This window comes from Streptomyces sp. DSM 118878, assembly GCF_052936595.1.
Genome location: NZ_CP193622.1, coordinates 7,800,841 through 7,826,763, shown reverse-complemented (window position 1 = coordinate 7,826,763; position 25,923 = coordinate 7,800,841). Strand labels below are relative to the sequence as shown.

Genomic DNA, 25,923 nt, shown 5'->3' with positions numbered 1-25,923 from the left:
CCCCGTCGAACAGGCGCTTGCCCCAGCCGGAGAGCCGGCTCGCGTCGAAGTCCTGCACCAGGTCGAGGTATTCGACGCCGCCGCCGTTGCCGCTCCAGGACCAGCCCAGATAGCCGATGCCCTGTGACTGGGCGGTGGCCATGATGGCGCCCTCGTCCGGGTTTCCGTCGGAGTGCATGTCCCCGAACTCACCGACCACGATGGGGAGTTTGGCGTCCGTGAACCGGGTGAGGTAGTCGGTGACCTCGGCCGGAGTGTCGTAGACGCCGTACATGTGGATGTCGAACATGACGTTGCGGTCCGGGTCGGCGGCCAGCACCCCGGCGGCGTTGTCCCGCATGGTGAAGGACCAGTCCTGGCCCCAGTTGGGAGCGTCGACCATCAGCGTGTGGTCCAGGTCCGCCCCGCGCAGCCGGCCGATGGCGGTCTTGGTGTCCTTGGTCCAGTCGGTGTAATTGGTGTTGCCGTAGGGCTCGTTGCCGATGTTGACCAGGACGTACTTCTCCTGGCCCACGAGGGCGTCCTTGATGCTCAGCCAGTAGTCGACCGCCTTCGACAGCGGGACGGCCGCGCCCGCCTCGCCGTAGCCCGTCGTGTCGTGGGCCTCCAGGACGCAGATGAGCCGGTTCTTCTTGCACTCGTCGACCACGCGCCTGACGTCGGCGGTGTCGTTCTTGGTCCACTGGCCTCCGGTGCTCAGGACGACCCGGACGGTGTTGGCGCCCTTGGCCTTGATGTCCTTCAGCGCCTGGTCGGTCTTGTCGGGGTACCAGGTGTGCGCGTGGTTGACCCCGCGCATCACGAACTCCTTGTCGTTGGCGTCCAGCAGACGGCCGTCCCGGATGTGGAAGCCGGGCGAGTCGGCGGCCTGGGCGGACGGGGTGGCGGTGAGGAGTGCGGCGCAGGCGGCCAGCAGGGTGGCCGAGGCGACGGCGGCTCGTGTTCGTCTCATCTACTGCTCCCGGTTCGGTCGGTGCGCGCCGGTTTTCGGCAGCCGGCATCGGCGGCTTTCGGGCGCGAGGTGTCATCAGCCGGGCGGCGTGGGGCGCTCTCTCTACGGCACGCCACCTGACCTGCGTAAACACAGGAATGGTGGCTGGTTTTGATGCTTCCGTCCGGCGACGGCCACGACACTAGGGGCCACGGTTGACGAGCACAATGGTTTCTACGGAACCGGTTAAGTGATCTCGACTCGCGGACGTACAGAAGGGGCCGTACCGGAAAATCTCCGGTGCGGCCCCCTCGTACGCCTCCCTCGTACGGCCCCTCACGCGTTCCCCGCTACGGCAGCTCCAGCGAAGGCCGGTACACCTCCAGCCACGTGGCCAGATCCAGGGTCCGTTCCAGGCCCAGCCGGGTCAGGCGGTCCATCGCGGCCGCGTCGCCGCCCGCCACGGTCTCCAGCCGGCGGCGTTCCACCAGGTCGAAGACCGCGTGACCGCGGTCGGACAGCAGGTCCTTGGCCTGCCGCTGGAGCTCCTGGGCGTAGTACGGGTCCTGCGTCGAGGGGTAGGCGCTCTTCGGGCGCCAGGCGACGGACCGCGGCAGCATGTCCTTGACGGCGCCGCGCAGCAGGCTCTTCTCCCGGCCGTCGTACGTCTTGAGCGCCCAGGGGGCGTTGTAGACGTACTCGGCGATCCGGTGGTCGCAGAACGGCACGCGGACCTCCAGCCCGTGCGCCATGCTCAGCCGGTCCTTGCGGTCGAGCAGGAAGCGCATGAACCGGGTCACGTGCAGATGGGTCATGACGCGCATGCGGTACGTGAAGTCGTCCTCCGCGTCGGCACCGCCCCCGGAGCCGAGCCGTTCGATCTGCCCCACCGCGCTCGCGTACGCGTCCCGCCGGTACTCGTCGATGCGCAGCGCGGACCAGAGCCGCGGATCCACGCCCGTGCCGTCCTTGTCGAAGGCGCCGATGTCCCGCGCGATCCACGGGAAGGCGCGGGCCTGCTGGACCTGGGGGTCGTGCATGTGTTTGTAGCCGCCGAATATCTCGTCCGCCGCCTCGCCGGACAGCGCCACCGTCGACCGCCGCCGGACCTCCTTGAAGAGCAGATAGAGCGAGAAGTCGAGATCGCCCATGGTCACCGGCACATCGCGGGCGCTGATCACGGCCCTGCGGATCTCGGGGTCGGCCAGGTCCTTCGGGCCGATCACGATGTCGGTGTGGTCCGAGCCGACGTGCTCGGCGACGTCCTTCACGTACGGCGCGTCCGGGGTGTCCCGCAGAACGTCCGACGTGAAGTTCTCCACGTGGTCCATGAAGTCGACCGAGAAGGTCCGCACGCGCTCCTCGCCCAGGTGGGCGGCGGACAGCGCGGTCAGCGTGCCGGAGTCGATGCCGCCCGAGAGCAGGACGCAGCGCGGCACGTCCGCGACGAGCTGCCGGCGCACCGTGTCGTCGAGCAGCTCGCGGACGCGGCCGACGGTGGTCTCCACGTCGTCGGTGTGCGGCCGCGTCTCCAGACGCCAGTACGTGCGCTCGCGCGGGCCGGTGGGGTCGAGCGTGACGATGGTGCCCGGCTCGACCTGCCGCATGCCCGACCACATGGCGTGCCCCGGCGTGAAGCAGTACGAGAAGGCCTCGCGCAGCCCGTCCGCGTCCACCACGCGCTTGGCCAGCGGGTTGGCGAGGATCGCCTTGGGCTCGGAGCCGAAGAGCAGGCCGTCGGCGGTGCGGTAGTAGAAGAGGGGCTTGATGCCGAGCCGGTCGCGGATCATGACCAGCTTCTGGTCACGCGCGTCCCAGATCGCGAACGCGTACATGCCGTTGAGACGGTCGGCCAGCGCCTCGCCCCAGCGCAGGTATCCGCGCAGGACCACCTCGGTGTCGCCGGCCGTTTCGAAGCGCTCCCCTCGCCGGATCAGCTCCTCGCGCAGCTCGACGTAGTTGTAGGTCTCGCCGGTGTAGACGAGCGTGACGTCGCCGTTCGGTGTCCGTACCGTCATCGGCTGCTTGCCGCCCGGCAGATCGATCACCCCGAGCCGCCGGTGGCCGAGGGCGGCGTGCCGCTCGATCCGGGTGCCGGAGGAGTCCGGCCCCCGGCACGCCATCGTCCGGGTCATCGCCTCCAGGGTCTCGCGCTCGCGGGTGAGGTCACGGTCGTACGCGACCCAGCCGGTCATCCCACACATGTGCTGTCCTCCTGTGCCCTGCGGAGTGGTCAGCGGCGTGGAGCCGCGCCCTCGCCGCGTCATCGTAGAGAGCGACAGGGAGACAGCCGGTCCCGGGCCCGTCGACGCCGCCGCGGGAAAGGCGGAGGGGCGGGGAGGCGGAGAGGCGGTGCTAGCTGTGCAGCGTGCCGTCCTCCTCGCGGTGGCCCAGTGGCTCCAGTTGGAGCGTCGAGTGGCGCACGTCGAAGTGGTCGCCCGCGCATCTCTGAAGGCGCCCGAGGAGTTCGCCGTAGCCGTGGGACAGGGCCGCGTCCGTCACCACCACGTGGGCGGTGAGGACCGGCATCCCGGAGGTGACCGTCCAGCCGTGCAGGTCGTGCACGGCCACGACCCCGGGCTCCGCCAGGAGGTGGCGCCGGACCTCGTCCAGGTCGACGTCCTGCGGGGTCGCCTCCAGGAGGACGTGCACGGAGTCGCGCAGCAGCCCGTAGGAGCGCGGCACGATCAGCAGGCCGATGACGATCGACGCGATCGGGTCGGCGGCCTGCCACCCCGTCAGGAGGATGACCAGGCCGCCCACGATCACGGCCACCGAGCCCAGCGCGTCGCCGAGCACCTCCAGATAGGCGCCGCGCAGGTTCAGGCTCTTCGCCCTGGCGTCGCGCAGCAGCCACAGGCCCACGAGGTTGGCGAGGAGCCCGCCGAGCGCCACCGCGAACATCAGGCCGCCCCTGACCTCCACCGGCTCGCTGAACCGGCCGATCGCCGACCACAGGACCCAGCAGAAGATGGCCACGAGGAGCAGCGCGTTGAGGACCGCCGAGAAGATCTCCACCCGGTAGAAGCCGAAGGTACGCCGGGGCGTCGGCGCCCGTTGGGCCAGGGTGATGGCGCCGAGGGCCAGGGAGACGCCGACCGCGTCCGTCAGGCTGTGCGCCGCGTCCGCGAGGAGCGCGAGGCTGCCGGAGAGCAGCGCGCCGGCCACCTGGATGAGGGTGATCGCCCCGCTGATGGCGATGGTCCACAGCAGCCGGCCACGGTACGCCCCGCTGAGAGTGCCGCTCGCCGCTGCCGTCACGGCGGGCGGGCCGTGGTCGTGCCCCATGGCGGCGAGTGGAACACGGGGGTCCGCGGGCCGCCACTCGGCGGGGCGTACCGGAGCAGGAGCAGGAGCCGGAGCCGGAGCCGGAGCCGGGTTCAGTGCACCCGCGGCGGCATCGAGATGTCGCGCTGGTGCGGGATGCCGAGCGGGGGCGGCAGCTCGCCCTGCTGGACGGTGACCGTGCGGGCGGGCGCGGGGACGCGGATGCCGTCGGCGCGGTAACGCTGGTGCAGGCGCTTGATGAACTCGTGCTTGATGCGGTACTGGTCGCTGAACTCGCCGACGCCGAGGATCACCGTGAAGCTGATCCGCGAGTCCCCGAAGGTGTGGAAGCGGACGGCCGCCTCGTGGTCGGGGAGCGCGCCCGTGATCTCGGTCATCACCTCGTTCACCACCTCGATGGTGACACGCTCGACCTGCTCCAGGTCGCTGTCGTAGCTCACCCCGACCTGCACCATGATCGACAGCTCCTGCTCGGGGCGGTTGAAGTTGGTCATGTTGGTGCTCGCCAGCTGGGCGTTGGGGATGATCACGAGGTTGTTGGAGAGCTGCCGCACCGTGGTGTTGCGCCAGTTGATGTCGACGACATAGCCCTCCTCGCCGCTGCTGAGCCGGATGTAGTCACCGGGCTGCACGGTCTTCGCGGCGAGGATGTGCACGCCCGCGAAGAGGTTGGCGAGGGTGTCCTGGAGCGCGAGGGCCACGGCGAGGCCGCCGACGCCGAGGGCGGTGAGCAGCGGCGCGATGGAGATGCCGAGGGTCTGGAGGACGACGAGGAAGCCCATGGCGAGCACCAGGACCCGCGTGATGTTCACGAAGATGGTGGCCGACCCCGCCACCCCGGAGCGCGAGTGCGCCACGGCCTTGACCAGGCCCGTGACGATCCGTGCCGCCGTGAGCGTCGCCGCGAGGATGAGCAGCGCGGTCAGGGTCATGGTGACGTTGCGGCCGGTCCGCGAGGTGAGGGGCAGCGCGCCCGCCGCCGCGGCGAGACCCGCGGTGATGGCCGCGCAGGGCACGAGCGTGCGCAGGGCGTCGACGATGATGTCGTCGCCGCTCCACCGGGTCCGGCTCGCCCGCTCGCCCAGCCAGCGCAGCAGCGTGCGCAGCAGCAGTCCCGCCGTGATCCCGGCGGCCACGGCGATCCCGGCCATGATCCAGTCGTGCGGTGTCAGGGCACGGGTCATCGGTTCACCTCCGTCGTGCGGGCGGGGAGGGCTCGGTCCACTTGTGCCGCAGAGGCGAAACGCGCGCCTGCCCGGGATATGTGATGTGACGTCACTTTTTGCTACCTGCTCGGTTCCGGGGGTTCGATCGCACCGGGGCGAAGGGCCCGGCGCGGTCGTCATCCTGCCGTATCCGTGGACGGCGGGTGTGCATACCCCTGTCCGATCTTCACGAATCGGCCATGCCCGGACGTACGAGCGGACGAGCGGACGCGCGGACGGGCGGACGGGGCCGTTCGGGTGACCCGTCCTCGCCGCGTGCCCCCGGGGCCGGCCCACGCGCACGGCGGCCGATGACGCGCGCGCCACCTGTGGGCATGCGTTCATGGTGTAGTCGACGGTTTCTGCGATCGGGAGCGGTTCAGCATGGCGACAGCGGACAGGTCCGTGATTCCGGCGGCCGGACCCGGCCGGAACAGCCCCGCGGGTTCCGTGGAATCCGTGGAATCCGAGGAGTTCGTGAAATCCGTGGAATCCGTGGAATCCGGGGAACCCGCAGGGTCCATGGAAGCCGTGGAGCCGCTCGTCTCGCCGGTCAACTCGCACAACGAGTGGGACCCCCTGGAGGAGGTCGTCGTCGGGCGGCTCGACGGAGCCACCATTCCCTCCAGCCACCCGGTCGTGACCTGCAACATCCCGCCCTGGGCGGCACGCCTGCAAGGCCTCGCCGCCGGCTTCGAGTACCCGAGCAGGCTGATCGAGCCCGCGCAGCGGGAACTGGACGGGTTCATCGAGCTCCTGGAATCCCTCGGCGTCACCGTCCGGCGGCCCGACGCGGTCGACCACAAGCGCCGCTTCGCCACCCCCGACTGGTCCTCGCGCGGGTTCTGCAACGCGTGTCCGCGCGACGGCATGCTCGTCATCGGCGACGAGATCATCGAGACCCCCATGGCCTGGCCGAGCCGGTACTTCGAGGGCCACTCCTACCGCTCGCTGCTCAAGGACTACTTCCGGCGCGGCGCACGCTGGACGGCGGCCCCGAGGCCGCAGCTCACCGACGCGCTCTTCGAGGAGGGCTTCCGTCCCCCCGAGGCCGGTGAGCCCATGCGCTACATCCTCACCGAGCACGAACCGGTCTTCGACGCCGCGGACTTCGTGCGCGCGGGGCGGGACCTGTTCGTCACGCGCAGCAACGTCACCAATCGGACGGGCATCGAGTGGCTGCGCCGCCACCTGGGCCCCGGCTACCGCGTCCACGAGATCGAGAGCCGCTGCCGCGCCCCCATGCACATCGACACGACGTTCGTCCCGCTCGCGCCCGGCAAGGTCCTGGTCAACCCGGAGTACGTCGACGTCGACCGGCTGCCGGACGTGCTCGGTACCTGGGACGTCCTGATCGCTCCCGAGCCCGAACCGATCGACGAGCGGCTGCTCAAGGTGACGTCGATGTGCGGCAAGTGGCTGAGCATGAACGTGCTGATGATCGACGAGAAGCGGGTGATCGCCGAGCGGCACCACACCGGCATGCTGCGCGCCCTGGAATCCTGGGGCTTCGAACCGATCCCGTGCGACCTGCTGCACTACGCGCCGTTCGGCGGCTCCTTCCACTGCGCGACGCTCGACATCCGGCGGCGCGGCACGCTGGAGTCGTACTTCGACTGACGGCCCCCGCCCGCCGCACATGAACCCGGCCCCGCCAAGGGGCCGGGTCTCGTCTCGGCACCATCGCCGTCAGGGGGGTTTCCGCGCCGCGACAGATATGAAAGTGTCCTACCGAATTCAGCGGGCGACCAGGTGTTCGAGCCCGTCAAGTGGGCTGTCGCGGCCCGGATTCGGGGTGAAGCAGCGATGCGTCATGCGGCACGCGGGCACGATCTGGTCGCTCTGCGACGCCTCAACACCACCGTCGTCCTGCGCGCGCTGCACCGCCGCAGCCCCCAGACCCTCGCCGGCCTCGCCGTCGTCACCGGCCTCTCCCGCCCCACCGTGGAAGCCGCCGTAGAGGAGCTGACCGAACGGGGCCTCGTCGGCGAGGCCGCTCACGAGGCGGGGGAGCGGACGCCGGGGCGGCCCGCGCGGCGCTTCCGCTTCCGCACCGAGGCCGGGTACGTGCTCGGCGCCGACATCGGGCTGCACAAGATGGTGCTGCTCCTCGCCGACCTCGGCGGCACGGTCATCGCCACGCACCACGCGGAGATCGCCCCGGACCTCGGCGGCGGCCCCCGGCTCGACCTGCTGCGCCACGCCGTCGACACGTTCCTGGACGCCCACGCCCCCAGCCGTGCCGCCGTGCTCGCCCGCTGTGTCGGGGTGCCCGGCATGGTCGACGGGGACGGGGTCGTCACCACCGTGGTGGTGCCCGAGTGGTCGGGCACCGACCTGGGGCGGCTGCTCTCCGAGGACGGCCCCGACCGCACCCTCGTCGAGAACGACGTGAACCTCGCGCTCCTCGCCGAGCGCTGGCAGGGCGCCGCCACCCTGGCCCGTGACGTCGTCTGCGTGCTCACCGGGCACCGCGTCTCCTGCGGCCTGACCATCGGGGGCCGGCTGCACCGCGGCAGGCAGGGCGGCGCAGGGGAGCTCGGCATGCTGCCGCTGCTCGGCCTGAGCATCGCCCAGCAGGCCCTGGCCTGGGACGGCGCGCGGCGCCCCGGGGAGTCCGAGGTGGCCGCACTCGCCCGCGCGGCCGACGCCGCGGACCCGCGCGCCCTGGCCGCCGTCGCGGACTTCGCCGACCGGCTGACCCCGGGCATCGCCGCGCTCGCCCTGGCCGTCGACCCGGAGCTGGTCGTGCTGACCGGCGGCGCCACCCCCGTCGGCCCGCACCTGCTGCCGCTGCTCCGGGAGCGGCTGCGCCCCGTGACCCTGCACGTCCCCCGCATCGCGCTGAGCACGCTCGGCGAGCGGGGCGTGGCCATCGGCGCCGTACGCATGGCGCTCGACCGGGTGGAGGAGGACCTGCTCGCGGACAAGGCGCCGTAACGGCCCCGCCCGCCCGCCCGTGCACGCGCGGGCGGGGCGCGGGGGCGTCCGACGGCACATCGGCCGGCACATCGGGAGGCGAAGGTGCGTATGCGCAGAAGGACTCTGCTCGGCGGGGCGCTTGCGGCCCCCTTGCTCGCCGCCTGCTCCGGCGGGGACGGCGGCACGGACGGCGGGGGCAGGACCACGCTCTCGTACGGCATCTGGGACCCGGCGCAGGCGCCGGGCATGGAGAAGATCATCGCCGCGTTCGAGAAGGAGAACCCGCGGATCTCCGTGCGGATCGAACTCACGCCCTGGGCGAGCTACTGGACCACGCTCAAGACGTCCATGCGCGGCGGCACCGCACCGGACGTCTTCTGGATGAACGCCGTCAACTTCCAGTTGTACGCGTCCAGCGGCGTCCTCGAACCGCTCTCCGGGCACATCAAGGCCGACGCCACGCCGGTCGACCGCCACCCGGACGCCCTGGTGAAGCTCTACGCCTACCGGGGCACGCAGTACGGGCTGCCGAAGGACTTCGACACCATCGGCCTCTGGTACAACAAGAAGCTCTTCGACAAGGCGGGCATCACCTACCCCGACGCGAGCTGGACCTGGGATGACGTGCGCGACGCCGCCGCCGAACTCACCGACCCCCGCGAACGGGTGCACGGCTTCGCCGCCGAGATGGACCGCCAGTTCAAGATCTACCCGGCCGTCTGCGGGGCGGGCGGCCACATCCTTCAGGACGGGCGGTCGGGCTTCGGCGACGAGCGGTCCATCGAGGGACTGCGCTTCCTGACCGACATGATCGACCGGGGCTGGTCACCGCCGCAGAGCGCGATGACCGAGTCCACGGGGCGGGTGCGCTACTGGTCGGAGAAGGTCGCCATGAACTACGACGTCTCCGCGATGGCCGGTCAGATGTACGCCGTGCCGGCGCTCAAGGACCACGGCGGGGTCGCCGTACTGCCCAAGGGCCGCCGGCGGGCCACCATCATCCACGGCCTCGCGAACGTCATATCCGCCAAGAGCCGCAAGAAGGAGGCCGCCTGGAAATTCGTGCACTTCATGGCGGGACGCGAGGCCGCCGAGATACAGGCGCAGGCGGGCGCCACCATCTCCTCGTACGAGGGCACGCAGGACGCCTGGCTGAAGTCGATGCCGGAATTCGACCTGAAGAGCTGCATCGACATGCAGGAGTACGGCGTCCCCTATCCGAGCTCTCGGAACACCGCGGTCTGGGAGAGCATGCAATACCCGCTCCTCGGCGCCGCGTTCAGTGGAAAGGGCGGCATCGAGAGCGCCGCGCGGACCCTCGGCGAACAGATGGACCGGGCCCTGAAGGAGGAGAGCGGCTCATGAGTGTCTTTCCCGCCACGGCCGCCGCGAAGGCGGCGGAACGCCGCGCCACCGCCTCAGGGTCACGCCCCCGGCCCCGCAGCCAGCGCGCCGCGTACCTCTTCATCGCACCGCTCGGCATCGGCTTCGCCGTCTTCTACTTCTGGCCGCTCCTCCAGACGTTCTACTTCAGCTTCACCGAATTCGGGGCGTTCGGCGGCCACACCTTCATAGGCGGCGACAACTACGCCCGCGTCATCAAGGACGTCACCGTCTGGCAGGCGCTCGGCAACACCCTGATATACAGCGCCATCGGGCTCACCGCGCTGCCGATCGCCATCGTCGTCGCGTCCCTGCTCAACCGGCGCGGACTGCGCGGCGTCTCCCTCTACCGCGCCCTGTACTTCGTGCCGTTCGTGACGCTGCCCGTCGCCGTGGGCCTCGTGTGGAACTGGCTCTACAACGGCGACTACGGCCTCTTCAACGAAATGCTCGGCTGGTTCGGCATCGACCGGAGCTACTGGGTGTCCGACCCCTCCACCGCCGTCTACGCCATCGGCACGGTGATGGTCTGGTCGACCACCGGCTACTACCTCATCATCTTCATGGCGGGCATCAAGGGAATACCGCGGGACTACTACGAGGCGGCGGAGCTCGACGGAGCCGGAGCGCTGCGCAGGTTCTTCACCATCACCCTGCCGCTGCTGAGCCCGACCCTCTTCTTCGCCTCCATCATCTGCATGATCAATTCACTGCAGACCTTCGACCTCATCTACATCATGATGGCCGAGAAGAACCCCGCGATCGGCGATACCCAGTCGGTCGTCGGCCTCTTCTACAAATGGGCCTTCATCGAGAACGCCCAGGGCGCCGCCGCGGCGCTCGCCTTCCTGCTCATGCTGCTCATCGCCGCACTGACGTATGTCCAGTTCCGGCTCCAGAAGAGGTGGGTGCACTATGCCTGAGACGCCCGAGACACGCACGGCACCCGCGACGCGGCGGCGTGTGAACGCCGGTTCCTTCGCCACCCACGCCGCGCTCTCGCTCGGCGCCCTCGTGATGGTCTTCCCGTTCCTGTGGCAACTGCTCACCGCGCTCAAGACCCTCGCGGAGACGTCACGGGTGCCGCCCACCTTTCTGCCCGACCGCTGGAACTGGTCGAGTTTCGAAGAGGTCTTCACCGCACTGCCGTTCCGCGAAATGCTCACCAACAGCGCGATCAACACCGTCGGGCGCACGCTGGGCCAGCTCGTCTTCTGCTCCCTCGCCGCCTATGCCTTCGCGCGCCTGCAATTCAGGGGCCGCAACGTCCTCTTCGCGCTCTTCCTCTCCGTCCTGATGGTCCCGAGCTCCCTGCTCGTCCTGCCGCAGTACGACATCATCCAGCAGCTGGGGCTGCTCAACTCCGCGCCCGCGCTGTTCCTGCCGGGCATGTTCAGCGCGTTCGGCACCTTCATGCTGCGTCAGTTCTTCCTCGCGCTGCCCAGGGAGCTCGAAGAGGCCGCCCGCATCGACGGCGCGGGCTCCTTCCGCATCTTCTGGTCGGTCATGCTGCCGCTGATCAGGCCCGCCCTCGCGGCCCTCGCCGTCATCACGGCGATGTGGTCCTGGAACGACCTGCTCTGGCCCCTCATCGTCAACACCGACCCACGGGCCATGCCGATCAGCGCGGGACTGACCTCACTCGAAGGGCAGTACGAGACCAACTACCCGGTGATGATGGCCGGTTCCCTGATCGCCAGCCTGCCCATGCTGCTCGTCTACCTCTTCCTGCAACGCCACTTCGTCCAGAGCGTCGCCCTGTCCGGCTCCAAGAGCTGATCCCCCACAACGCCCCCTACGAAAGGCAGTCCCTCTCCATGCCTCCGCTCCACATCGGCATGCTCGGCGCGGGCGGCATCGCCCGCGCCCACCTGCCCGGCTGGCTGGCGCTCGGCGCCCGCGTGAGCGTGTACACCCTCGACGGCTCCGCGCGAAAGCTCGCCGGTGAGTACGCCGGACGCGGCCACGACGTACGGGCCGTCGACGACCTCCGCGGCCTCCTGACCGAGGTGACCGCGGTGGACGTCTGCACCCCCACCCCGACCCACAAGGAGCTCGCCCTCGCGGCCGTCGCCGCGGGCCGGCACGTCGTCTGCGAGAAGCCGCTCGCCCTCACCGCCCGCGACGCCGAGGAGATGGCCGCCGCGGCGGTCACGTCGGGGGTGCGGCTGCACCCCGCCCACGTCGTGCGCCACTTCCCGGCCTACGCGGCGCTGCGCACGGCCGTGGCCAGGGGCGACCTCGGGGAACTCGCCGTGCTGCGCTTCACGCGCGGCGGGGCGCGCCCGCAGTGGGCGCCCTGGTTCGGTGACCCCGCGCAGTCCGGTGGCGTGATCATGGACCTGATGATCCACGACATCGACATCGCCCGCTGGCTCGCCGGCGACGTCGTACGGGTGCACGCGCGCACCCGCGGTGTCGAGCACGCCACCCGCACCCCCGCCGAGGTCGTCACCGCCACCGCCGTCCTCACCCACGCCTCGGGCGCCGTCAGCCACGTCAACGGGCTCTGGGGCCTGCCCGACCAGCAGTTCCGTACGACGTTCCGGGTCGCGGGCGCCGACGGGCTGCTGCACCACGACTCCACGGCCGTGCCGGGCTTCCGCATCTCCGCGCAGGGCGTGCGCGCGGCGAACGAGGGGATACCCACCAGCCCGATGACCGAGAGCCCCTTCCTCGCCGAACTGCGCGACTTCGTCGCCTCCTGGCGGCCCGGCGGCCCCGAACCGCGGGTGAGCACCCGCGACGGCGTCGAAGCGGTACGGATCGCCGAGGCCGCGGTGGAGTCCAGCCGTACCGGCCGCGTCATCGAGATCGAGGAGGCAGCGCGATGAAGGTCGCCGTCCTGTCGTTCGCCCACGTCCACGCGGCCGGCTACCTGAGGCTGCTCTCCCGGATCCCGGGGGTGGAGGTCCTCGGCAGCGACCCCGACCAGGACCTCGCGGCCCCCGGCGAGGTGCGGGGCCGCGCGCTCGCCGACGAGCTGGGGGTCGCGTACGCGCAGACGTACGAGGAGGCCTTCGCCTGGGGCCCGGACGCGGTGATCGTCTGCTCCGAGAACGCCCGCCACCGCCCGCTCGTGGAGCGCGCCGCGCTGCACGGCGTCGACGTGCTGTGCGAGAAGCCGCTGGCCGCGTCCGTGGCGGACGGCGAGGCGATGGTCGAGGCCTGCCGTGCCGCCGGGGTGCGGCTCGCGGTCGCCTTCCCGGTCCGCTTCAGTCCCGCGTACGCCGCGGTGAAGGCGGCCGTCGCCTCGGGTGGGGCGGGCCGCGTGCTCGCCGTGTCGGGCGCGAACAACGGCTCGATGCCGAACCGTGCGCGCCGCTGGTTCGCCGAGCCCGAGCTGTCGGGCGGCGGGGCGCTGATGGACCACACCGTGCACATCGCCGACCTGCTCGACGACCTCTTCGCGGGCGCCCGCCCCGTCGAGGTCTACGCGCAGACCAACAACCTCATGTACGCGGACGAGGTCGCCGTCGAGACGGCCGGGCTCGTCAGCGTGACCTACTCCGACGGGGCCGTCGCCACGATCGACTGCAGCTGGTCCCACCCGCGCTCGCACCACTCCTGGGGCGGCCTGGAACTCACCGTCGTCGGGGAGCGGGCCACCCTGGAGATGGACGCCTTCGACCAGAAGGTGCACGGCTTCGACGAGCGCCGGGGCAGCGGCACCGAGCTGTCCTTCGGCGCCGACCTGGACGAGCTGATGCTCCGCGCCTTCCTGTACGGGCCGGGGGAGGGCGGCATGGACGTCGCCGACGGGGAGGGCGGCCTGCGGACGCTGCGGGTGGTGGCCGCGGGGTACGCGTCGGCGCGCGGCGGAGTACCGGTGGCGGTCGACTGAGGCGGGGCGGCGAGGGCCGGTCGGCGCGCGGGTATTAGCGTGGACGGGACAGATCGATCGATTCAGATCCGAGGTGCCCGGTTCATGACAACCCGCAGCGAGAGCCGTACCCAGCTCATCGAGTCACTCATGGAGCGGTTCCCGCACGTGCCGCGGGAAGCCGTCATCAAGGAGGATCTGCTGCGCGGCGGCATGGCCTTCGACGAGTCGGCGCTCAGTGACAACGAGGGCGGCGAGGTCAAGCCGAAGTCGTACTTCATCTTCTCCTTCGACCACAGCACCCTCCCCGAGCTCGGCGCCGCCGCCCTGCGCCGCCCGCCCGAGGAGATCGTCCTCACCGGCGGCCCCTACGAACTGCGCCGCACGGTCGTCTCGGTCCGCGTGAACCCGTCCTCGCCCTACCGCGTCGCCGCCGACGACAACGGCGTGCTCGGCCTCTACCTGGACGGCGTACGCATCTCCGACGTGGGCCTGCCGCCGATGCCGGACTACTACCGGCACACGCTGGAGAACGGCAAGTCCGTGATGGAGGTCGCGCCCACCATCCAGTGGGGCTACCTCATCTACCTGACGGTCTTCCGCGTCTGCCAGTACTTCGGCGCCAAGGAGGAGTGCGGGTACTGCGACATCAACCACAACTGGCGCCAGCAGAAGGCGGCGGGCCGTCCCTACACGGGCGTGAAGCCGATGGAGGAGGTCCTCGAAGCCCTCGCCATCATCGACAAGTACGACACCGCCAAGTCCTCCACCGCGTACACGCTCACCGGCGGCGCCATCACCTCGCACATCGGCGGCAAGGACGAGGCCGACTTCTACGGGCAGTACGCCAAGGCCATCGAGGAGCGCTTCCCCGGCCGCTGGATCGGCAAGGTCGTCGCCCAGGCCCTGCCCAAGGCCGACGTGCAGCGCTTCCACGACTACGGCGTGCGGATCTACCACCCCAACTACGAGGTGTGGGACCCGTACCTCTTCGAGCGCTACTGCCCCGGCAAGGAGCGCTACGTCGGACGTGACGAGTGGCACCGCCGCATCCTCGATTCGGCCGACGTCTTCGGGCCGCGCAACGTCATCCCCAACTTCGTCGCGGGCGTCGAGATGGCGGAGCCGTTCGGCTTCAAGACGGTCGACGAGGCGATCGACTCCACGGTCGAGGGGCTCCAGTACTTCATGTCCCGCGGCATCACGCCCCGCTTCACCACGTGGTGCCCGGAGCCCACGACGCCGCTGGGCAAGGCGAACCCCCAGGGGGCGCCGCTCGAATACCACGTCCGCCTCCTGGAGGCCTACCGCGCCACGATGGAGGCCAACGGCCTGTCGTCGCCCCCCGGCTACGGCCCCGCGGGCCCGGGCAACGCGGTCTTCTCCGTGAGCAGCTTCATGGACAGCCTGCCGGCGGAGGCGGCGGCCCCGGAGGACGCGGTCGTCTCCCCCCAGGGGTAGCCCGATCCGTAGGATGACCGGCGGCGCGACGATCGAAGACCCACAGCCGGAGGCCCCCGTGCAGAACAACCCCGTCCACCGTCGTCGGGTCTTCGATCGTCGCGCCGCCGGTCATCCTACGGATCGGGCTACCCCTGGGGGGAGACGACCGCGTCCTCCGGGGCCGCCGCCTCCGCCGGCAGGCTGTCCATGAAGCTGCTCACGGAGAAGACCGCGTTGCCCGGGCCCGCGGGGCCGTAGCCGGGGGGCGACGACAGGCCGTTGGCCTCCATCGTGGCGCGGTAGGCCTCCAGGAGGCGGACGTGGTATTCGAGCGGCGCCCCCTGGGGGTTCGCCTTGCCCAGCGGCGTCGTGGGCTCCGGGCACCACGTGGTGAAGCGGGGCGTGATGCCGCGGGACATGAAGTACTGGAGCCCCTCGACCGTGGAGTCGATCGCCTCGTCGACCGTCTTGAAGCCGAACGGCTCCGCCATCTCGACGCCCGCGACGAAGTTGGGGATGACGTTGCGCGGCCCGAAGACGTCGGCCGAATCGAGGATGCGGCGGTGCCACTCGTCACGTCCGACGTAGCGCTCCTTGCCGGGGCAGTAGCGCTCGAAGAGGTACGGGTCCCACACCTCGTAGTTGGGGTGGTAGATCCGCACGCCGTAGTCGTGGAAGCGCTGCACGTCGGCCTTGGGCAGGGCCTGGGCGACGACCTTGCCGATCCAGCGGCCGGGGAAGCGCTCCTCGATGGCCTTGGCGTACTGCCCGTAGAAGTCGGCCTCGTCCTTGCCGCCGATGTGCGAGGTGATGGCGCCGCCGGTGAGCGTGTACGCGGTGGAGGACTTGGCGGTGTCGTACTTGTCGATGATGGCGAGGGCTTCGAGGACCTCCTCCATCGGCTTCACGCCCGTGTAGGGACGGCCCGCCGCCTTCTGCTGGCGCCAGTTGTGGTTGATGTCGCAGTACCCGCACTCCTCCTTGGCGCCGAAGTACTGGCAGACGCGGAAGACCGTCAGGTAGATGAGGTAGCCCCACTGGATGGTGGGCGCGACCTCCATCACGGACTTGCCGTTCTCCAGCGTGTGCCGGTAGTAGTCCGGCATCGGCGGCAGGCCCACGTCGGAGATGCGTACGCCGTCCAGGTAGAGGCCGAGCACGCCGTTGTCGTCGGCGGCGACGCGGTAGGGCGAGGACGGGTTCACGCGGACCGAGACGACCGTGCGGCGCAGTTCGTAGGGGCCGCCGGTGAGGACGATCTCCTCGGGCGGGCGGCGCAGGGCGGCGGCGCCGAGCTCGGGGAGGGTGCTGTGGTCGAAGGAGAAGATGAAGTACGACTTCGGCTTGACCTCGCCGCCCTCGTTGTCACTGAGCGCCGACTCGTCGAAGGCCATGCCGCCGCGCAGCAGATCCTCCTTGATGACGGCTTCCCGCGGCACGTGCGGGAACCGCTCCATGAGTGACTCGATGAGCTGGGTACGGCTCTCGCTGCGGGTTGTCATGAACCGGGCACCTCGGATCTGAATCGATCGATCTGTCCCGTCCACGCTAATACCCGCGCGCCGACCGGCCCTCGCCGCCCCGCCTCAGTCGACCGCCACCGGTACTCCGCCGCGCGCCGACGCGTACCCCGCGGCCACCACCCGCAGCGTCCGCAGGCCGCCCTCCCCGTCGGCGACGTCCATGCCGCCCTCCCCCGGCCCGTACAGGAAGGCGCGGAGCATCAGCTCGTCCAGGTCGGCGCCGAAGGACAGCTCGGTGCCGCTGCCCCGGCGCTCGTCGAAGCCGTGCACCTTCTGGTCGAAGGCGTCCATCTCCAGGGTGGCCCGCTCCCCGACGACGGTGAGTTCCAGGCCGCCCCAGGAGTGGTGCGAGCGCGGGTGGGACCAGCTGCAGTCGATCGTGGCGACGGCCCCGTCGGAGTAGGTCACGCTGACGAGCCCGGCCGTCTCGACGGCGACCTCGTCCGCGTACATGAGGTTGTTGGTCTGCGCGTAGACCTCGACGGGGCGGGCGCCCGCGAAGAGGTCGTCGAGCAGGTCGGCGATGTGCACGGTGTGGTCCATCAGCGCCCCGCCGCCCGACAGCTCGGGCTCGGCGAACCAGCGGCGCGCACGGTTCGGCATCGAGCCGTTGTTCGCGCCCGACACGGCGAGCACGCGGCCCGCCCCACCCGAGGCGACGGCCGCCTTCACCGCGGCGTACGCGGGACTGAAGCGGACCGGGAAGGCGACCGCGAGCCGCACCCCGGCGGCACGGCAGGCCTCGACCATCGCCTCGCCGTCCGCCACGGACGCGGCCAGCGGCTTCTCGCACAGCACGTCGACGCCGTGCAGCGCGGCGCGCTCCACGAGCGGGCGGTGGCGGGCGTTCTCGGAGCAGACGATCACCGCGTCCGGGCCCCAGGCGAAGGCCTCCTCGTACGTCTGCGCGTACGCGACCCCCAGCTCGTCGGCGAGCGCGCGGCCCCGCACCTCGCCGGGGGCCGCGAGGTCCTGGTCGGGGTCGCTGCCGAGGACCTCCACCCCCGGGATCCGGGAGAGCAGCCTCAGGTAGCCGGCCGCGTGGACGTGGGCGAACGACAGGACGGCGACCTTCATCGCGCTGCCTCCTCGATCTCGATGACGCGGCCGGTACGGCTGGACTCCACCGCGGCCTCGGCGATCCGTACCGCTTCGACGCCGTCGCGGGTGCTCACCCGCGGTTCGGGGCCGCCGGGCCGCCAGGAGGCGACGAAGTCGCGCAGTTCGGCGAGGAAGGGGCTCTCGGTCATCGGGCTGGTGGGTATCCCCTCGTTCGCCGCGCGCACGCCCTGCGCGGAGATGCGGAAGCCCGGCACGGCCGTGGAGTCGTGGTGCAGCAGCCCGTCGGCGCCCGCGACCCGGAACGTCGTACGGAACTGCTGGTCGGGCAGGCCCCAGAGCCCGTTGACGTGGCTGACGGCGCCCGAGGCGTGGGTGAGGACGGCGGTGGCGGTGACGACCTCGGCGGGGGTGCGGGTGGCGTGCTCGACACCGCGGGTGCGCGCGTGCACCCGTACGACGTCGCCGGCGAGCCAGCGGGCGATGTCGATGTCGTGGATCATCAGGTCCATGATCACGCCACCGGACTGCGCGGGGTCACCGAACCAGGGCGCCCACTGCGGGCGCGCCCCGCCGCGCGTGAAGCGCAGCACGGCGAGTTCCCCGAGGTCGCCCCTGGCCACGGCCGTGCGCAGCGCCGCGTAGGCCGGGAAGTGGCGCACGACGTGGGCGGGGTGCAGCCGCACCCCCGACGTGACCGCCGCGGCGGCCATCTCCTCGGCGTCGCGGGCGGTGAGGGCGAGCGGCTTCTCGCAGACGACGTGCCGGCCCGCGGCGACGGCCGCGAGGGCGAGCTCCTTGTGGGTCGGGGTGGGGGTGCAGACGTCCACCGCGGTCACCTCGGTCAGGAGGCCGCGGAGGTCGTCGACGGCCCGTACGTCGTGGCCGCGTCCGGCGTACTCACCGGCGAGCTTTCGCGCGGAGCCGTCGAGGGTGTACACGCTCACGCGGGCGCCGAGCGCCAGCCAGCCGGGCAGGTGGGCGCGGGCGATGCCGCCCGCGCCGAGCATGCCGATGTGGAGCGGAGGCATGGAGAGGGACTGCCTTTCGTAGGGGGCGTTGTGGGGGATCAGCTCTTGGAGCCGGACAGGGCGACGCTCTGGACGAAGTGGCGTTGCAGGAAGAGGTAGACGAGCAGCATGGGCAGGCTGGCGATCAGGGAACCGGCCATCATCACCGGGTAGTTGGTCTCGTACTGCCCTTCGAGTGAGGTCAGTCCCGCGCTGATCGGCATGGCCCGTGGGTCGGTGTTGACGATGAGGGGCCAGAGCAGGTCGTTCCAGGACCACATCGCCGTGATGACGGCGAGGGCCGCGAGGGCGGGCCTGATCAGCGGCAGCATGACCGACCAGAAGATGCGGAAGGAGCCCGCGCCGTCGATGCGGGCGGCCTCTTCGAGCTCCCTGGGCAGCGCGAGGAAGAACTGACGCAGCATGAAGGTGCCGAACGCGCTGAACATGCCCGGCAGGAACAGCGCGGGCGCGGAGTTGAGCAGCCCCAGCTGCTGGATGATGTCGTACTGCGGCAGGACGAGCAGGGAGCTCGGGACCATCAGGACGGAGAGGAAGAGCGCGAAGAGGACGTTGCGGCCCCTGAATTGCAGGCGCGCGAAGGCATAGGCGGCGAGGGAGCAGAAGACGAGCTGGCCCAGCGTGCGCCCGACGGTGTTGATCGCGCTGTTGGTGAGCATTTCGCGGAACGGCAGTGCGGTGAAGACCTCTTCGAAACTCGACCAGTTCCAGCGGTCGGGCAGAAAGGTGGGCGGCACCCGTGACGTCTCCGCGAGGGTCTTGAGCGCGGTGAGCAGTTGCCACAGGAACGGGAAGACCATCACGAGGGCGCCGAGCGAGAGCGCGGCGTGGGTGGCGAAGGAACCGGCGTTCACACGCCGCCGCGTCGCGGGTGCCGTGCGTGTCTCGGGCGTCTCAGGCATAGTGCACCCACCTCTTCTGGAGCCGGAACTGGACATACGTCAGTGCGGCGATGAGCAGCATGAGCAGGAAGGCGAGCGCCGCGGCGGCGCCCTGGGCGTTCTCGATGAAGGCCCATTTGTAGAAGAGGCCGACGACCGACTGGGTATCGCCGATCGCGGGGTTCTTCTCGGCCATCATGATGTAGATGAGGTCGAAGGTCTGCAGTGAATTGATCATGCAGATGATGGAGGCGAAGAAGAGGGTCGGGCTCAGCAGCGGCAGGGTGATGGTGAAGAACCTGCGCAGCGCTCCGGCTCCGTCGAGCTCCGCCGCCTCGTAGTAGTCCCGCGGTATTCCCTTGATGCCCGCCATGAAGATGATGAGGTAGTAGCCGGTGGTCGACCAGACCATCACCGTGCCGATGGCGTAGACGGCGGTGGAGGGGTCGGACACCCAGTAGCTCCGGTCGATGCCGAACCAGCCGAGCATTTCGTTGAAGAGGCCGTAGTCGCCGTTGTAGAGCCAGTTCCACACGAGGCCCACGGCGACGGGCAGCGTCACGAACGGCACGAAGTACAGGGCGCGGTAGAGGGAGACGCCGCGCAGTCCGCGCCGGTTGAGCAGGGACGCGACGACGATGGCGATCGGCAGCGCGGTGAGCCCGATGGCGCTGTATATCAGGGTGTTGCCGAGCGCCTGCCAGACGGTGACGTCCTTGATGACGCGGGCGTAGTTGTCGCCGCCTATGAAGGTGTGGCCGCCGAACGCCCCGAATTCGGTGAAGCTGAAGTAGAACGTCTGGAGGAGCGGCCAGAAGTAGAAGACGGCGAAGCCGATGCCGAGCGGTGCGATGAAGAGGTACGCGGCGCGCTGGCTGCGGGGCCGGGGGCGTGACCCTGAGGCGGTGGCGCGGCGTTCCGCCGCCTTCGCGGCGGCCGTGGCGGGAAAGACACTCATGAGCCGCTCTCCTCCTTCAGGGCCCGGTCCATCTGTTCGCCGAGGGTCCGCGCGGCGCTCTCGATGCCGCCCTTTCCACTGAACGCGGCGCCGAGGAGCGGGTATTGCATGCTCTCCCAGACCGCGGTGTTCCGAGAGCTCGGATAGGGGACGCCGTACTCCTGCATGTCGATGCAGCTCTTCAGGTCGAATTCCGGCATCGACTTCAGCCAGGCGTCCTGCGTGCCCTCGTACGAGGAGATGGTGGCGCCCGCCTGCGCCTGTATCTCGGCGGCCTCGCGTCCCGCCATGAAGTGCACGAATTTCCAGGCGGCCTCCTTCTTGCGGCTCTTGGCGGATATGACGTTCGCGAGGCCGTGGATGATGGTGGCCCGCCGGCGGCCCTTGGGCAGTACGGCGACCCCGCCGTGGTCCTTGAGCGCCGGCACGGCGTACATCTGACCGGCCATCGCGGAGACGTCGTAGTTCATGGCGACCTTCTCCGACCAGTAGCGCACCCGCCCCGTGGACTCGGTCATCGCGCTCTGCGGCGGTGACCAGCCCCGGTCGATCATGTCGGTCAGGAAGCGCAGTCCCTCGATGGACCGCTCGTCGCCGAAGCCCGACCGCCCGTCCTGAAGGATGTGGCCGCCCGCCCCGCAGACGGCCGGGTAGATCTTGAACTGGCGGTCCATCTCGGCGGCGAAGCCGTGCACCCGTTCGCGGGGGTCGGTGAGTTCGGCGGCGGCGTCGCGCACGTCATCCCAGGTCCAGCTCGCGTCGGGGTAGGTGATGCCCGCCTTGTCGAAGAGCTTCTTGTTGTACCAGAGGCCGATGGTGTCGAAGTCCTTCGGCAGCCCGTACTGCGTGCCCCGGTAGGCGTAGAGCTTCACCAGGGCGTCCGGGTGGCGGTCGACCGGCGTGGCGTCGGCCTTGATGTGCCCGGAGAGCGGTTCGAGGACGCCGCTGGACGCGTACAACTGGAAGTTGACGGCGTTCATCCAGAAGACGTCCGGTGCGGTGCCGCCGCGCATGGACGTCTTGAGCGTGGTCCAGTAGCTCGCCCAGGGCGTGAGTTCGATCCGCACGGAGATCCGCGGGTTCTCCTTCTCGAACGCGGCGATGATCTTCTCCATGCCCGGCGCCTGCGCCGGGTCCCAGATGCCGTACGAGAGCGTGGTCCTGCCCCCGCCGTCCGTGCCGCCGTCCCCGCCGGAGCAGGCGGCGAGCAAGGGGGCCGCAAGCGCCCCGCCGAGCAGAGTCCTTCTGCGCATACGCACCTTCGCCTCCCGATGTGCCGGCCGATGTGCCGTCGGACGCCCCCGCGCCCCGCCCGCGCGTGCACGGGCGGGCGGGCGGGGCCGTTACGGCGCCTTGTCCGCGAGCAGGTCCTCCTCCACCCGGTCGAGCGCCATGCGTACGGCGCCGATGGCCACGCCCCGCTCGCCGAGCGTGCTCAGCGCGATGCGGGGGACGTGCAGGGTCACGGGGCGCAGCCGCTCCCGGAGCAGCGGCAGCAGGTGCGGGCCGACGGGGGTGGCGCCGCCGGTCAGCACGACCAGCTCCGGGTCGACGGCCAGGGCGAGCGCGGCGATGCCCGGGGTCAGCCGGTCGGCGAAGTCCGCGACGGCGGCCAGGGCGCGCGGGTCCGCGGCGTCGGCCGCGCGGGCGAGTGCGGCCACCTCGGACTCCCCGGGGCGCCGCGCGCCGTCCCAGGCCAGGGCCTGCTGGGCGATGCTCAGGCCGAGCAGCGGCAGCATGCCGAGCTCCCCTGCGCCGCCCTGCCTGCCGCGGTGCAGCCGGCCCCCGATGGTCAGGCCGCAGGAGACGCGGTGCCCGGTGAGCACGCAGACGACGTCACGGGCCAGGGTGGCGGCGCCCTGCCAGCGCTCGGCGAGGAGCGCGAGGTTCACGTCGTTCTCGACGAGGGTGCGGTCGGGGCCGTCCTCGGAGAGCAGCCGCCCCAGGTCGGTGCCCGACCACTCGGGCACCACCACGGTGGTGACGACCCCGTCCCCGTCGACCATGCCGGGCACCCCGACACAGCGGGCGAGCACGGCGGCACGGCTGGGGGCGTGGGCGTCCAGGAACGTGTCGACGGCGTGGCGCAGCAGGTCGAGCCGGGGGCCGCCGCCGAGGTCCGGGGCGATCTCCGCGTGGTGCGTGGCGATGACCGTGCCGCCGAGGTCGGCGAGGAGCAGCACCATCTTGTGCAGCCCGATGTCGGCGCCGAGCACGTACCCGGCCTCGGTGCGGAAGCGGAAGCGCCGCGCGGGCCGCCCCGGCGTCCGCTCCCCCGCCTCGTGAGCGGCCTCGCCGACGAGGCCCCGTTCGGTCAGCTCCTCTACGGCGGCTTCCACGGTGGGGCGGGAGAGGCCGGTGACGACGGCGAGGCCGGCGAGGGTCTGGGGGCTGCGGCGGTGCAGCGCGCGCAGGACGACGGTGGTGTTGAGGCGTCGCAGAGCGACCAGATCGTGCCCGCGTGCCGCATGACGCATCGCTGCTTCACCCCGAATCCGGGCCGCGACAGCCCACTTGACGGGCTCGAACACCTGGTCGCCCGCTGAATTCGGTAGGACACTTTCATATCTGTCGCGGCGCGGAAACCCCCCTGACGGCGATGGTGCCGAGACGAGACCCGGCCCCTTGGCGGGGCCGGGTTCATGTGCGGCGGGCGGGGGCCGTCAGTCGAAGTACGACTCCAGCGTGCCGCGCCGCCGGATGTCGAGCGTCGCGCAGTGGAAGGAGCCGCCGAACGGCGCGTAGTGCAGCAGGTCGCACGGGATCGGTTCGAAGCCCCAGGATTCCAGGGCGCGCAGCATGCCGGTGTGGTGCCGCTCGGCGATCACCCGCTTCTCGTCGATCATCAGCACGTTCATGCTCAGCCACTTGCCGCACATCGACGTCACCTTGAGCAGCCGCTCGTCGATCGGTTCGGGCTCGGGAGCGATCAGGACGTCCCAGGTACCGAGCACGTCCGGCAGCCGGTCGACGTCGACGTACTCCGGGTTGACCAGGACCTTGCCGGGCGCGAGCGGGACGAACGTCGTGTCGATGTGCATGGGGGCGCGGCAGCGGCTCTCGATCTCGTGGACGCGGTAGCCGGGGCCCAGGTGGCGGCGCAGCCACTCGATGCCCGTCCGATTGGTGACGTTGCTGCGCGTGACGAACAGGTCCCGCCCCGCGCGCACGAAGTCCGCGGCGTCGAAGACCGGTTCGTGCTCGGTGAGGATGTAGCGCATGGGCTCACCGGCCTCGGGGGGACGGAAGCCCTCCTCGAAGAGCGCGTCGGTGAGCTGCGGCCTCGGGGCCGCCGTCCAGCGTGCGCCGCGCCGGAAGTAGTCCTTGAGCAGCGAGCGGTAGGAGTGGCCCTCGAAGTACCGGCTCGGCCAGGCCATGGGGGTCTCGATGATCTCGTCGCCGATGACGAGCATGCCGTCGCGCGGACACGCGTTGCAGAACCCGCGCGAGGACCAGTCGGGGGTGGCGAAGCGGCGCTTGTGGTCGACCGCGTCGGGCCGCCGGACGGTGACGCCGAGGGATTCCAGGAGCTCGATGAACCCGTCCAGTTCCCGCTGCGCGGGCTCGATCAGCCTGCTCGGGTACTCGAAGCCGGCGGCGAGGCCTTGCAGGCGTGCCGCCCAGGGCGGGATGTTGCAGGTCACGACCGGGTGGCTGGAGGGAATGGTGGCTCCGTCGAGCCGCCCGACGACGACCTCCTCCAGGGGGTCCCACTCGTTGTGCGAGTTGACCGGCGAGACGAGCGGCTCCACGGCTTCCATGGACCCTGCGGGTTCCCCGGATTCCACGGATTCCACGGATTTCACGAACTCCTCGGATTCCACGGATTCCACGGAACCCGCGGGGCTGTTCCGGCCGGGTCCGGCCGCCGGAATCACGGACCTGTCCGCTGTCGCCATGCTGAACCGCTCCCGATCGCAGAAACCGTCGACTACACCATGAACGCATGCCCACAGGTGGCGCGCGCGTCATCGGCCGCCGTGCGCGTGGGCCGGCCCCGGGGGCACGCGGCGAGGACGGGTCACCCGAACGGCCCCGTCCGCCCGTCCGCGCGTCCGCTCGTCCGCTCGTACGTCCGGGCATGGCCGATTCGTGAAGATCGGACAGGGGTATGCACACCCGCCGTCCACGGATACGGCAGGATGACGACCGCGCCGGGCCCTTCGCCCCGGTGCGATCGAACCCCCGGAACCGAGCAGGTAGCAAAAAGTGACGTCACATCACATATCCCGGGCAGGCGCGCGTTTCGCCTCTGCGGCACAAGTGGACCGAGCCCTCCCCGCCCGCACGACGGAGGTGAACCGATGACCCGTGCCCTGACACCGCACGACTGGATCATGGCCGGGATCGCCGTGGCCGCCGGGATCACGGCGGGACTGCTGCTGCGCACGCTGCTGCGCTGGCTGGGCGAGCGGGCGAGCCGGACCCGGTGGAGCGGCGACGACATCATCGTCGACGCCCTGCGCACGCTCGTGCCCTGCGCGGCCATCACCGCGGGTCTCGCCGCGGCGGCGGGCGCGCTGCCCCTCACCTCGCGGACCGGCCGCAACGTCACCATGACCCTGACCGCGCTGCTCATCCTCGCGGCGACGCTCACGGCGGCACGGATCGTCACGGGCCTGGTCAAGGCCGTGGCGCACTCGCGCTCCGGGGTGGCGGGGTCGGCCACCATCTTCGTGAACATCACGCGGGTCCTGGTGCTCGCCATGGGCTTCCTCGTCGTCCTCCAGACCCTCGGCATCTCCATCGCGCCGCTGCTCACCGCCCTCGGCGTCGGCGGCCTCGCCGTGGCCCTCGCGCTCCAGGACACCCTCGCCAACCTCTTCGCGGGCGTGCACATCCTCGCCGCGAAGACCGTGCAGCCCGGTGACTACATCCGGCTCAGCAGCGGCGAGGAGGGCTATGTCGTCGACATCAACTGGCGCAACACCACGGTGCGGCAGCTCTCCAACAACCTCGTGATCATCCCCAACGCCCAGCTGGCGAGCACCAACATGACCAACTTCAACCGCCCCGAGCAGGAGCTGTCGATCATGGTGCAGGTCGGGGTGAGCTACGACAGCGACCTGGAGCAGGTCGAGCGTGTCACCATCGAGGTGGTGAACGAGGTGATGACCGAGATCACGGGCGCGCTCCCCGACCACGAGGCGGCCGTCCGCTTCCACACCTTCGGGGACTCGCGGATCAGCTTCACGGTGATCCTCGGCGTCGGCGAGTTCAGCGACCAGTACCGCATCAAGCACGAGTTCATCAAGCGCCTGCACCAGCGTTACCGCGCCGACGGCATCCGCGTCCCCGCGCCCGCCCGCACGGTCACCGTCCAGCAGGGCGAGCTGCCGCCCCCGCTCGGCATCCCGCACCAGCGCGACATCTCGATGCCGCCGCGGGTGCACTGAACCCGGCTCCGGCTCCGGCTCCGGCTCCTGCTCCTGCTCCGGTACGCCCCGCCGAGTGGCGGCCCGCGGACCCCCGTGTT

At 70.7% G+C, this 25,923-nt stretch carries 21 protein-coding genes; 9 read left to right on the top strand and 12 right to left on the bottom strand.

The genetic code is table 11. From position 1 onward, the window contains the following. The 4 genes from ACRAKF_RS33845 to ACRAKF_RS33830 form a co-directional block, all read right to left on the bottom strand. Positions 1-952 (bottom strand): glycoside hydrolase family 5 protein (locus ACRAKF_RS33845; protein ID WP_447041721.1); only part of this gene is annotated, 952 nt, incomplete at its 3' end. Positions 953-1,281: 329 nt separating this feature from the next. Continuing rightward, positions 1,282-3,135, bottom strand: a complete 1,854-nt coding sequence (gene asnB, locus ACRAKF_RS33840) for an asparagine synthase (glutamine-hydrolyzing) (RefSeq protein WP_447041706.1) — start codon at positions 3,133-3,135, stop codon at positions 1,282-1,284. Positions 3,136-3,286: 151 nt separating this feature from the next. Continuing rightward, a complete protein-coding gene (locus ACRAKF_RS33835) occupies positions 3,287-4,219 on the bottom strand; it encodes a cation diffusion facilitator family transporter (protein ID WP_447041708.1) in 933 nt (310 codons plus the stop codon). A 92-nt stretch (positions 4,220-4,311) separates the two neighbouring features. Next, positions 4,312-5,403, bottom strand: coding sequence for a mechanosensitive ion channel family protein (locus tag ACRAKF_RS33830; RefSeq protein WP_447041710.1), 1,092 nt, complete (start codon positions 5,401-5,403; stop codon positions 4,312-4,314). A 543-nt stretch (positions 5,404-5,946) separates the two neighbouring features. On the opposite strand from ACRAKF_RS33830, the gene ACRAKF_RS33825 reads away from it, so the two are divergent. The 8 genes from ACRAKF_RS33825 (at position 5,947) to ACRAKF_RS33790 (ending at position 15,013) form a co-directional block, all read left to right on the top strand. After that, the gene (locus tag ACRAKF_RS33825; RefSeq protein ID WP_447042302.1) at positions 5,947-7,044 is read left to right on the top strand and encodes an amidinotransferase; all 1,098 of its coding nucleotides are present in this window, start codon (positions 5,947-5,949) and stop codon (positions 7,042-7,044) included. A 186-nt stretch (positions 7,045-7,230) separates the two neighbouring features. Next, positions 7,231-8,364 carry an ROK family transcriptional regulator gene (locus ACRAKF_RS33820; RefSeq protein WP_447041712.1) on the top strand — a complete coding sequence of 378 codons (1,134 nt, stop codon included), beginning with the start codon at positions 7,231-7,233 and terminating at the stop codon, positions 8,362-8,364. Positions 8,365-8,454: 90 nt separating this feature from the next. Then, a complete protein-coding gene (locus ACRAKF_RS33815; RefSeq protein ID WP_447041714.1) occupies positions 8,455-9,711 on the top strand; it encodes an ABC transporter substrate-binding protein in 1,257 nt (418 codons plus the stop codon). Further along, positions 9,708-10,652, top strand: a complete 945-nt coding sequence (locus ACRAKF_RS33810) for a carbohydrate ABC transporter permease (RefSeq protein WP_447041715.1) — start codon at positions 9,708-9,710, stop codon at positions 10,650-10,652. Before ACRAKF_RS33815 ends, ACRAKF_RS33810 begins: the two co-directional genes overlap by 4 nt. Continuing rightward, positions 10,645-11,508: a carbohydrate ABC transporter permease gene (locus tag ACRAKF_RS33805; RefSeq protein ID WP_447041717.1), complete on the top strand. Its 864-nt coding sequence runs from the start codon at positions 10,645-10,647 to the stop codon at positions 11,506-11,508. Before ACRAKF_RS33810 ends, ACRAKF_RS33805 begins: the two co-directional genes overlap by 8 nt. A 38-nt stretch (positions 11,509-11,546) precedes the next feature. Next, positions 11,547-12,563 carry a Gfo/Idh/MocA family protein gene (locus ACRAKF_RS33800; RefSeq protein WP_447041718.1) on the top strand — a complete coding sequence of 339 codons (1,017 nt, stop codon included), beginning with the start codon at positions 11,547-11,549 and terminating at the stop codon, positions 12,561-12,563. Next, positions 12,560-13,573, top strand: a complete 1,014-nt coding sequence (locus tag ACRAKF_RS33795) for a Gfo/Idh/MocA family protein (RefSeq protein ID WP_447041719.1) — start codon at positions 12,560-12,562, stop codon at positions 13,571-13,573. The genes ACRAKF_RS33800 and ACRAKF_RS33795 overlap by 4 nt, the downstream gene beginning before the upstream one ends. Before the next feature lie 84 nt (positions 13,574-13,657). After that, positions 13,658-15,013 (top strand): radical SAM protein, encoded by a 1,356-nt coding sequence (locus tag ACRAKF_RS33790; protein WP_447041720.1) that lies wholly within the window; start codon positions 13,658-13,660, stop codon positions 15,011-15,013. A 128-nt stretch (positions 15,014-15,141) separates the two neighbouring features. On the opposite strand, the gene ACRAKF_RS33785 is transcribed toward ACRAKF_RS33790, so the two are convergent. The 8 genes from ACRAKF_RS33785 to ACRAKF_RS33750 form a co-directional block, all read right to left on the bottom strand. Then, complete coding sequence (locus ACRAKF_RS33785; RefSeq protein WP_447041720.1) at positions 15,142-16,497, bottom strand: radical SAM protein; 1,356 nt, start codon at positions 16,495-16,497, stop codon at positions 15,142-15,144. Positions 16,498-16,581: 84 nt separating this feature from the next. Continuing rightward, complete coding sequence (locus tag ACRAKF_RS33780) at positions 16,582-17,595, bottom strand: Gfo/Idh/MocA family protein (RefSeq protein WP_447041719.1); 1,014 nt, start codon at positions 17,593-17,595, stop codon at positions 16,582-16,584. Then, positions 17,592-18,608: a Gfo/Idh/MocA family protein gene (locus tag ACRAKF_RS33775; RefSeq protein ID WP_447041718.1), complete on the bottom strand. Its 1,017-nt coding sequence runs from the start codon at positions 18,606-18,608 to the stop codon at positions 17,592-17,594. The genes ACRAKF_RS33780 and ACRAKF_RS33775 overlap by 4 nt, the downstream gene beginning before the upstream one ends. A 38-nt stretch (positions 18,609-18,646) precedes the next feature. Next, the gene (locus ACRAKF_RS33770; protein ID WP_447041717.1) at positions 18,647-19,510 is read right to left on the bottom strand and encodes a carbohydrate ABC transporter permease; all 864 of its coding nucleotides are present in this window, start codon (positions 19,508-19,510) and stop codon (positions 18,647-18,649) included. Further along, complete coding sequence (locus tag ACRAKF_RS33765; RefSeq protein ID WP_447041715.1) at positions 19,503-20,447, bottom strand: carbohydrate ABC transporter permease; 945 nt, start codon at positions 20,445-20,447, stop codon at positions 19,503-19,505. Before ACRAKF_RS33765 ends, ACRAKF_RS33770 begins: the two co-directional genes overlap by 8 nt. Continuing rightward, a complete protein-coding gene (locus ACRAKF_RS33760) occupies positions 20,444-21,700 on the bottom strand; it encodes an ABC transporter substrate-binding protein (protein ID WP_447041714.1) in 1,257 nt (418 codons plus the stop codon). Before ACRAKF_RS33760 ends, ACRAKF_RS33765 begins: the two co-directional genes overlap by 4 nt. Before the next feature lie 90 nt (positions 21,701-21,790). Beyond that, positions 21,791-22,924: an ROK family transcriptional regulator gene (locus ACRAKF_RS33755; RefSeq protein ID WP_447041712.1), complete on the bottom strand. Its 1,134-nt coding sequence runs from the start codon at positions 22,922-22,924 to the stop codon at positions 21,791-21,793. Positions 22,925-23,110: 186 nt separating this feature from the next. Further along, the gene (locus tag ACRAKF_RS33750; protein WP_447042302.1) at positions 23,111-24,208 is read right to left on the bottom strand and encodes an amidinotransferase; all 1,098 of its coding nucleotides are present in this window, start codon (positions 24,206-24,208) and stop codon (positions 23,111-23,113) included. A 543-nt stretch (positions 24,209-24,751) separates the two neighbouring features. Here ACRAKF_RS33750 and ACRAKF_RS33745 point away from each other — a divergent pair. After that, on the top strand, positions 24,752-25,843 hold the full coding sequence (locus ACRAKF_RS33745) for a mechanosensitive ion channel family protein (RefSeq protein ID WP_447041710.1): 1,092 nt from the start codon (positions 24,752-24,754) through the stop codon (positions 25,841-25,843). Positions 25,844-25,923 lie beyond the last annotated feature (80 nt).

Bases quoted from the DNA above. Each gene is read 5' to 3' on its own strand.
- asnB (WP_447041706.1), bottom strand. From the start codon at position 3,135: ATGTGTGGGATGACCGGCTGGGTCGCGTACGACCGTGACCTCACCCGC.
- ACRAKF_RS33835 (WP_447041708.1), bottom strand. From the start codon at position 4,219: ATGGGGCACGACCACGGCCCGCCCGCCGTGACGGCAGCGGCGAGCGGC.
- ACRAKF_RS33830 (WP_447041710.1), bottom strand. From the start codon at position 5,403: ATGACCCGTGCCCTGACACCGCACGACTGGATCATGGCCGGGATCGCC.
- ACRAKF_RS33825 (WP_447042302.1), top strand. From the start codon at position 5,947: ATGGAAGCCGTGGAGCCGCTCGTCTCGCCGGTCAACTCGCACAACGAG.
- ACRAKF_RS33820 (WP_447041712.1), top strand. From the start codon at position 7,231: ATGCGTCATGCGGCACGCGGGCACGATCTGGTCGCTCTGCGACGCCTC.
- ACRAKF_RS33815 (WP_447041714.1), top strand. From the start codon at position 8,455: ATGCGCAGAAGGACTCTGCTCGGCGGGGCGCTTGCGGCCCCCTTGCTC.
- ACRAKF_RS33810 (WP_447041715.1), top strand. From the start codon at position 9,708: ATGAGTGTCTTTCCCGCCACGGCCGCCGCGAAGGCGGCGGAACGCCGC.
- ACRAKF_RS33805 (WP_447041717.1), top strand. From the start codon at position 10,645: ATGCCTGAGACGCCCGAGACACGCACGGCACCCGCGACGCGGCGGCGT.
- ACRAKF_RS33800 (WP_447041718.1), top strand. From the start codon at position 11,547: ATGCCTCCGCTCCACATCGGCATGCTCGGCGCGGGCGGCATCGCCCGC.
- ACRAKF_RS33795 (WP_447041719.1), top strand. From the start codon at position 12,560: ATGAAGGTCGCCGTCCTGTCGTTCGCCCACGTCCACGCGGCCGGCTAC.
- ACRAKF_RS33790 (WP_447041720.1), top strand. From the start codon at position 13,658: ATGACAACCCGCAGCGAGAGCCGTACCCAGCTCATCGAGTCACTCATG.
- ACRAKF_RS33785 (WP_447041720.1), bottom strand. From the start codon at position 16,497: ATGACAACCCGCAGCGAGAGCCGTACCCAGCTCATCGAGTCACTCATG.
- ACRAKF_RS33780 (WP_447041719.1), bottom strand. From the start codon at position 17,595: ATGAAGGTCGCCGTCCTGTCGTTCGCCCACGTCCACGCGGCCGGCTAC.
- ACRAKF_RS33775 (WP_447041718.1), bottom strand. From the start codon at position 18,608: ATGCCTCCGCTCCACATCGGCATGCTCGGCGCGGGCGGCATCGCCCGC.
- ACRAKF_RS33770 (WP_447041717.1), bottom strand. From the start codon at position 19,510: ATGCCTGAGACGCCCGAGACACGCACGGCACCCGCGACGCGGCGGCGT.
- ACRAKF_RS33765 (WP_447041715.1), bottom strand. From the start codon at position 20,447: ATGAGTGTCTTTCCCGCCACGGCCGCCGCGAAGGCGGCGGAACGCCGC.
- ACRAKF_RS33760 (WP_447041714.1), bottom strand. From the start codon at position 21,700: ATGCGCAGAAGGACTCTGCTCGGCGGGGCGCTTGCGGCCCCCTTGCTC.
- ACRAKF_RS33755 (WP_447041712.1), bottom strand. From the start codon at position 22,924: ATGCGTCATGCGGCACGCGGGCACGATCTGGTCGCTCTGCGACGCCTC.
- ACRAKF_RS33750 (WP_447042302.1), bottom strand. From the start codon at position 24,208: ATGGAAGCCGTGGAGCCGCTCGTCTCGCCGGTCAACTCGCACAACGAG.
- ACRAKF_RS33745 (WP_447041710.1), top strand. From the start codon at position 24,752: ATGACCCGTGCCCTGACACCGCACGACTGGATCATGGCCGGGATCGCC.